The organism is Acinetobacter sp. GN11 (assembly GCF_054823985.1).
Genome location: NZ_JRVL01000379.1, coordinates 913 through 6,505 on the forward strand (window position 1 = coordinate 913; position 5,593 = coordinate 6,505).

At 39.1% G+C, this 5,593-nt stretch carries 3 protein-coding genes; 2 read left to right on the top strand and 1 reads right to left on the bottom strand.

The window, feature by feature from the left end:
- Positions 1-729: efflux system response regulator transcription factor AdeR (gene adeR, locus NL42_RS19600; RefSeq protein ID WP_461314020.1), on the bottom strand; the 729-nt coding region annotated here is incomplete at its 3' end.
- 144 nt (positions 730-873) lie between these two features.
- Between adeR and NL42_RS19605 the strand changes: the two genes are divergently transcribed.
- Positions 874-2,061, top strand: a complete 1,188-nt coding sequence (locus tag NL42_RS19605) for an efflux RND transporter periplasmic adaptor subunit (protein WP_461314021.1) — start codon at positions 874-876, stop codon at positions 2,059-2,061.
- Positions 2,061-5,168, top strand: a complete 3,108-nt coding sequence (adeB, locus tag NL42_RS19610) for a multidrug efflux RND transporter permease subunit AdeB (protein ID WP_461314022.1) — start codon at positions 2,061-2,063, stop codon at positions 5,166-5,168. Before NL42_RS19605 ends, adeB begins: the two co-directional genes overlap by 1 nt.
- Positions 5,169-5,593 lie beyond the last annotated feature (425 nt).

A 5,593-nucleotide genomic window follows, 5' to 3' on the forward strand; every position in this document is an offset into this window, starting at 1 on the left:
TACAGCTAGTGGATTATCGAGTCTATATCCTACGCCACGCACATTAATCAACATTTGAAGTATTCCTTGTTCCTCCAATTTCTTTCTAAGCTTACTCACATGGCTATCTACAGTTCGTTCTAGAGCATCACTATCGTTCATGCAATGATTCATAAGTTCACCACGGGTAAATACCTTGTGGGGCTGGTCAATCATGAGTGAAATAATTTTATATTCAGTGAGCGTTAAATTAAGCAATATTTTCTTATTGTGAGAGTGTAGATAGACGCTATGAGTATCCGTATCAATTTCAATATCCTTGTAGATCTTATTTTTGTTAAATGTCTTGTGTGTTAACTGGGTACGCCTTAAAACAGCCTGAACTCTAGCAATCACTTCATTAGGGTTAAATGGTTTAACAACAAAGTCATCTGCACCAATTCGTAATGCCATAACCTTATCAATATCTTGATCAAGCGCCGTTAGCATAATTACAGGAGTTTGAGCTTTTTGGCGGATTTTATTTAACACTTCCCAGCCGTTCAGCTCGGGTAATTTAATATCAAGTAAGATTAAATCAATGGAGTGACTAGCGTGCAACTCAATCGCTTGCTTTCCATTCATAGCACGAATAACAACCATTCCTTCACGTTTTAAATAATTTTCAATAATGTCGCCAATATCGTAGTCATCTTCTACAACGAGGATAACTTTATCTTGGCAATTAAAAGAAAAAGAATGATCAAACATAGAAAACGGGCTATATGAGGTGCTTCAACTCATCATACGCTAAATTATCGGTATTTCTCCACACTTACTCCACACTTTAGTGATGATCGCTACACACTCATCAAAAATAATGTCAGCATCAAAAACTCACTAAGTTTGGACAGTATGCAAAAGCATCTTTTACTTCCTTTATTTTTATCTATTGGGCTGGTATTACAGGGGTGTGGTTCAAAAGAAACGGCTCAAGCTGAGCCATCTCCCGCTAAAGTCAGTGTATTAAGCATTCAATCGCAATCAGTTAATTTTAGTGAAAATCTTCCTGCACGTGTGCATGCATTCCGTACGGCTGAAATACGTCCGCAAGTTGGAGGAATTATTGAAAGAGTTTTATTTAAACAAGGTAGTGAAGTTAGAGCAGGGCAAGCTTTATATAAAATTAACTCAGAAACTTTTGAGGCAGATGTAAATAGCAATAGAGCTTCACTTAATAAAGCTGAGGCAGAGGTTGCGAGACTTAAAGTTCAGTTAGAACGTTATGAGCAACTCTTACCAAGTAATGCAATTAGTAAGCAAGAAGTGAGTAATGCTCAAGCTCAATATCGTCAGGCTCTCGCTGATGTTGCTCAAATGAAAGCATTGCTGGCTAGACAAAATTTGAATCTACAATATGCAACTGTTCGAGCGCCAATTTCAGGTCGTATTGGACAGTCTTTTGTCACTGAAGGTGCATTGGTTGGTCAAGGCGATACGAATACCATGGCCACAATCCAACAGATTGATAAAGTCTACGTCGATGTAAAGCAATCAATCAGTGAATATGAACGCTTACAAGCAGCTTTAAAAAGCGGTGAGTTGTCTGCAAACAGTGAAAAAACTGTGCGTATTTCTAATAGCCAAGGCCAGCAATATAACGTCACAGCAAAAATGCTGTTTGAAGATATTAATGTTGATCCTGAAACAGGTGATGTGACCTTCCGTATTGAAGTGAATAATACCGAGAGAAAATTACTCCCTGGTATGTATGTACGAGTCAATATAGACCGAGCTTCTATTCCACAAGCCTTATTAGTTCCAGCTCAAGCGATTCAACGCAATATCAATGGTGAGCCTCAGGTCTATATCATCAATGCCAAAGGGGCAGCTGATGTTCGTCCTATTGAAATCGGACAGCAATATGAACAGTACTATATCGCCAATAAAGGCTTAAAAGTCGGTGACAAAGTCGTTGTTGAGGGTGTTGAACGTATAAAGCCAAATCAAAAATTAGCAATGACTCCGTGGAAAAAGTCTGCATCAGAAAATAGTGCTCCAAATGTAGAAACAAAACCGTCTACAACTCAAGGAGCTCAATGATGATGTCTCAATTCTTTATTCGACGTCCTGTTTTTGCATGGGTGATCGCAATTTTCATTATATTGTTTGGATTGCTTAGTATTCCAAAATTGCCGATTGCTCGTTTCCCTAGTGTAGCGCCTCCTCAAGTGAACATTAGTGCGACTTATCCGGGAGCAACTGCTAAAACAATTAACGATAGTGTTGTTACCTTAATTGAGCGTGAGTTATCGGGTGTAAAAAATCTACTGTATTACAGTGCGACAACGGATACTTCGGGCACAGCAGAAATTTCTGCCACCTTTAAACCGGGTACAGATGTCGAAATGGCTCAGGTTGATGTCCAGAATAAAATCAAGAGTATTGAATCACGGTTACCACAGGTTGTACGTCAGCAAGGTTTACAGGTTGAAGCATCATCTTCGGGTTTCTTGATGTTGGTGAGTATTAACTCTCCTAATGGCCAATATTCAGAAGTAGATTTAAGTGATTATCTGGTTCGAAATGTCGTAGAAGAGTTAAAGCGTGTTGAAGGCGTAGGTAAGGTTCAATCTTTTGGTGCAGAGAAAGCCCTACGAATTTGGGTCGATCCAAATAAATTGGTTTCCTATGGTTTATCAATTAGTGACGTAAACAATGCCATTCGTGAAAATAATATTGAAATTGCACCGGGGCGCCTAGGCGATTTACCTGCAAATAAAGGTCAACTTGTTACGGTTACCTTGTCAGCCCAAGGACAGCTATCAAGCGTAGAGCAATTTAATGATATCAGTTTGAAAAGTAAAACGAACGGAAGTGTAATTCGTCTGTCTGATGTCGCAAATGTTGAAATGGGATCACAAGCCTACAACTTTGCTATTTTAGAAAATGGTAAACCCGCTACGGCTGCCGCAATCCAGTTAAGTCCTGGTGCCAATGCAGTAAAAACAGCAGAAGGCGTTAAAGCAAAAATTGAAGAATTAAAGTTAAATTTACCAGAGGGTATGCAGTTTAGTATTCCTTACGACACCGCGCCGTTTGTCAAAATTTCAATTGAAAAGGTAATTCATACATTACTTGAAGCGATGGTTCTGGTTTTCATTGTGATGTATTTATTTTTACACAATGTACGCTATACGCTTATTCCTGCAATTGTTGCGCCTATTGCTTTGCTCGGTACTTTTACCGTGATGCTGCTGGCCGGCTTTTCGATTAACGTGCTTACCATGTTCGGTATGGTGCTTGCCATCGGGATTATTGTCGACGATGCGATTGTCGTGGTTGAAAACGTCGAAAGGATTATGGCGACCGAAGGATTAGATCCTAAAGAAGCGACCTCTAAGGCAATGAAAGAGATTACCAGTCCTATTATTGGTATTACCTTAGTATTGTCTGCTGTGTTTTTACCAATGGCGTTTGCGAGTGGTTCAGTCGGGATCATTTATAAACAATTTACGCTGACTATGTCCGTGTCTATTTTATTCTCGGCTTTATTGGCACTCATTTTAACACCTGCACTATGTGCAACCATTTTAAAACCAATTGATGGGCATCATCAGAAGAAAGGCTTCTTTGCATGGTTTGACCGTAGCTTCGATAAAGTGACGAAAAAGTATGAATTGATGCTACTTAAAATCATCAAACATACTGTTCCAGTCATGATGATCTTTGTGGTGATTACAGGTATTACCTTTGCAGGAATGAGATATTGGCCAACAGCATTTATGCCAGAGGAAGATCAAGGCTGGTTTATGACGTCTTTCCAATTACCATCAGATGCAACGGCAGAACGTACTCGAAATGTAGTGAATGAATTTGAAAATTCGCTTAAAAACAAACCCGATGTCAAAAGTAATACGACGATTATGGGATGGGGTTTTAGCGGTGCAGGACAAAACGTAGGTGTTGCTTTCACGACCTTAAAAGATTTCAAAGAGCGAACTTCTTCAGCAACTGAAATGACAAATGCAGTCAATGCATCAATGGCGAACAGTGCGGAAGGTGAAACCATGGCGGTACTTCCACCTGCTATTGATGAATTGGGCACATTCTCAGGCTTTAGCTTACGTTTACAAGATCGTGCTAACTTAGGTATGCCTGCTTTATTGGCTGCCCAAGACCAACTTATGCAGATGGCTGCCAAGAACAAAAAGTTCTATATGGTGTGGAATGAGGGTTTACCGCAAGGCGACAATATTTCTTTAAAAATTGACCGTGAAAAGCTTAATACCCTTGGTGTTAAATTCTCAGACGTTTCAGACATCATTTCAACTTCAATGGGTTCAATGTATATCAATGACTTCCCTAATCAGGGACGTATGCAACAAGTGATTGTACAAGTTGAAGCTAAATCACGTATGCAACTCAAAGATATCTTGAACTTAAAAGTGATGGGTTCAAGTGGTCAATTGGTTTCTTTGTCTGAAGTGGTAACACCTCAATGGAACAAAGCACCACAACAATATAATCGTTACAACGGACGGCCATCTTTAAGTATTGCCGGTATTCCTAACTTCGATACATCTTCGGGTGTGGCAATGCGTGAAATGGAACAGTTAATTGCTAAGTTGCCTAAAGGCATTGGCTATGAATGGACAGGTATTTCTTTACAAGAAAAGCAGTCTGAATCTCAAATGGCCTTTTTACTTGGTTTATCAATGTTAGTGGTGTTTCTTGTATTGGCTGCACTCTATGAAAGCTGGGCGATTCCACTTTCTGTGATGTTGGTTGTTCCACTTGGTATTTTCGGTGCAATCATTGCCATTATGTCGCGAGGTCTGATGAATGACGTGTTCTTCAAAATTGGACTCATTACGATTATTGGTCTATCCGCAAAGAATGCCATCTTGATTGTTGAGTTTGCAAAGATGCTCAAAGAGGAAGGAATGAGTTTGATTGAAGCCACAGTTGCAGCAGCCAAACTTCGTTTACGACCAATCTTAATGACTTCTCTTGCTTTTACATGTGGTGTAATTCCTCTTGTGATTGCAACAGGTGCAAGTTCTGAGACTCAACATGCTTTAGGTACTGGTGTATTTGGAGGCATGATTTCAGCAACGATTCTGGCTATTTTCTTTGTTCCCGTGTTCTTTATCTTCATTTTGGGCGCCGTGGAAAAGTTATCTTCTAAGAAAAAAATCTCATCTTAAGTTAAATGCATCAGGGGAAATACTCAATTTCCTCTGATGCTTCATTGAAATTTATGAAGTTTTAGGAGGGGGATTATCTAAAGAATCATAATATTTGTAATTCATATTTCTAGTTGAAGCTTGTTCTAATCTCTTAAATCAGCGCAAAATGAAAAAGAGAATCTTCAACTAGAAAACTTAAAAAAACCAATGATTATTCAAATTTACTTAAGGCTTTCCTTAATTATGTAATTAAATGAAAAACAATAATTAATTAAATAATTTCTAGCCAATTTCACATTGACACCTTAATTTTTGAAGATTAACATTTGCGGGCTGGCCTAAATTGCCAGTCGGTTTTGACGGACCGATGATCGACCACATCAGATTATTCCTTTCTGAGGGATAGTTTTATGTGTGCACACCTCGTTCCCTCCCGTAGCGGT

What these genes read in the sequence shown, in the direction of transcription:
- NL42_RS19605 (WP_461314021.1), top strand. Translation starts at nt 874, where the DNA reads ATGCAAAAGCATCTTTTACTTCCTTTATTTTTATCTATTGGGCTGGTA.
- adeB (WP_461314022.1), top strand. Translation starts at nt 2,061, where the DNA reads ATGATGTCTCAATTCTTTATTCGACGTCCTGTTTTTGCATGGGTGATC.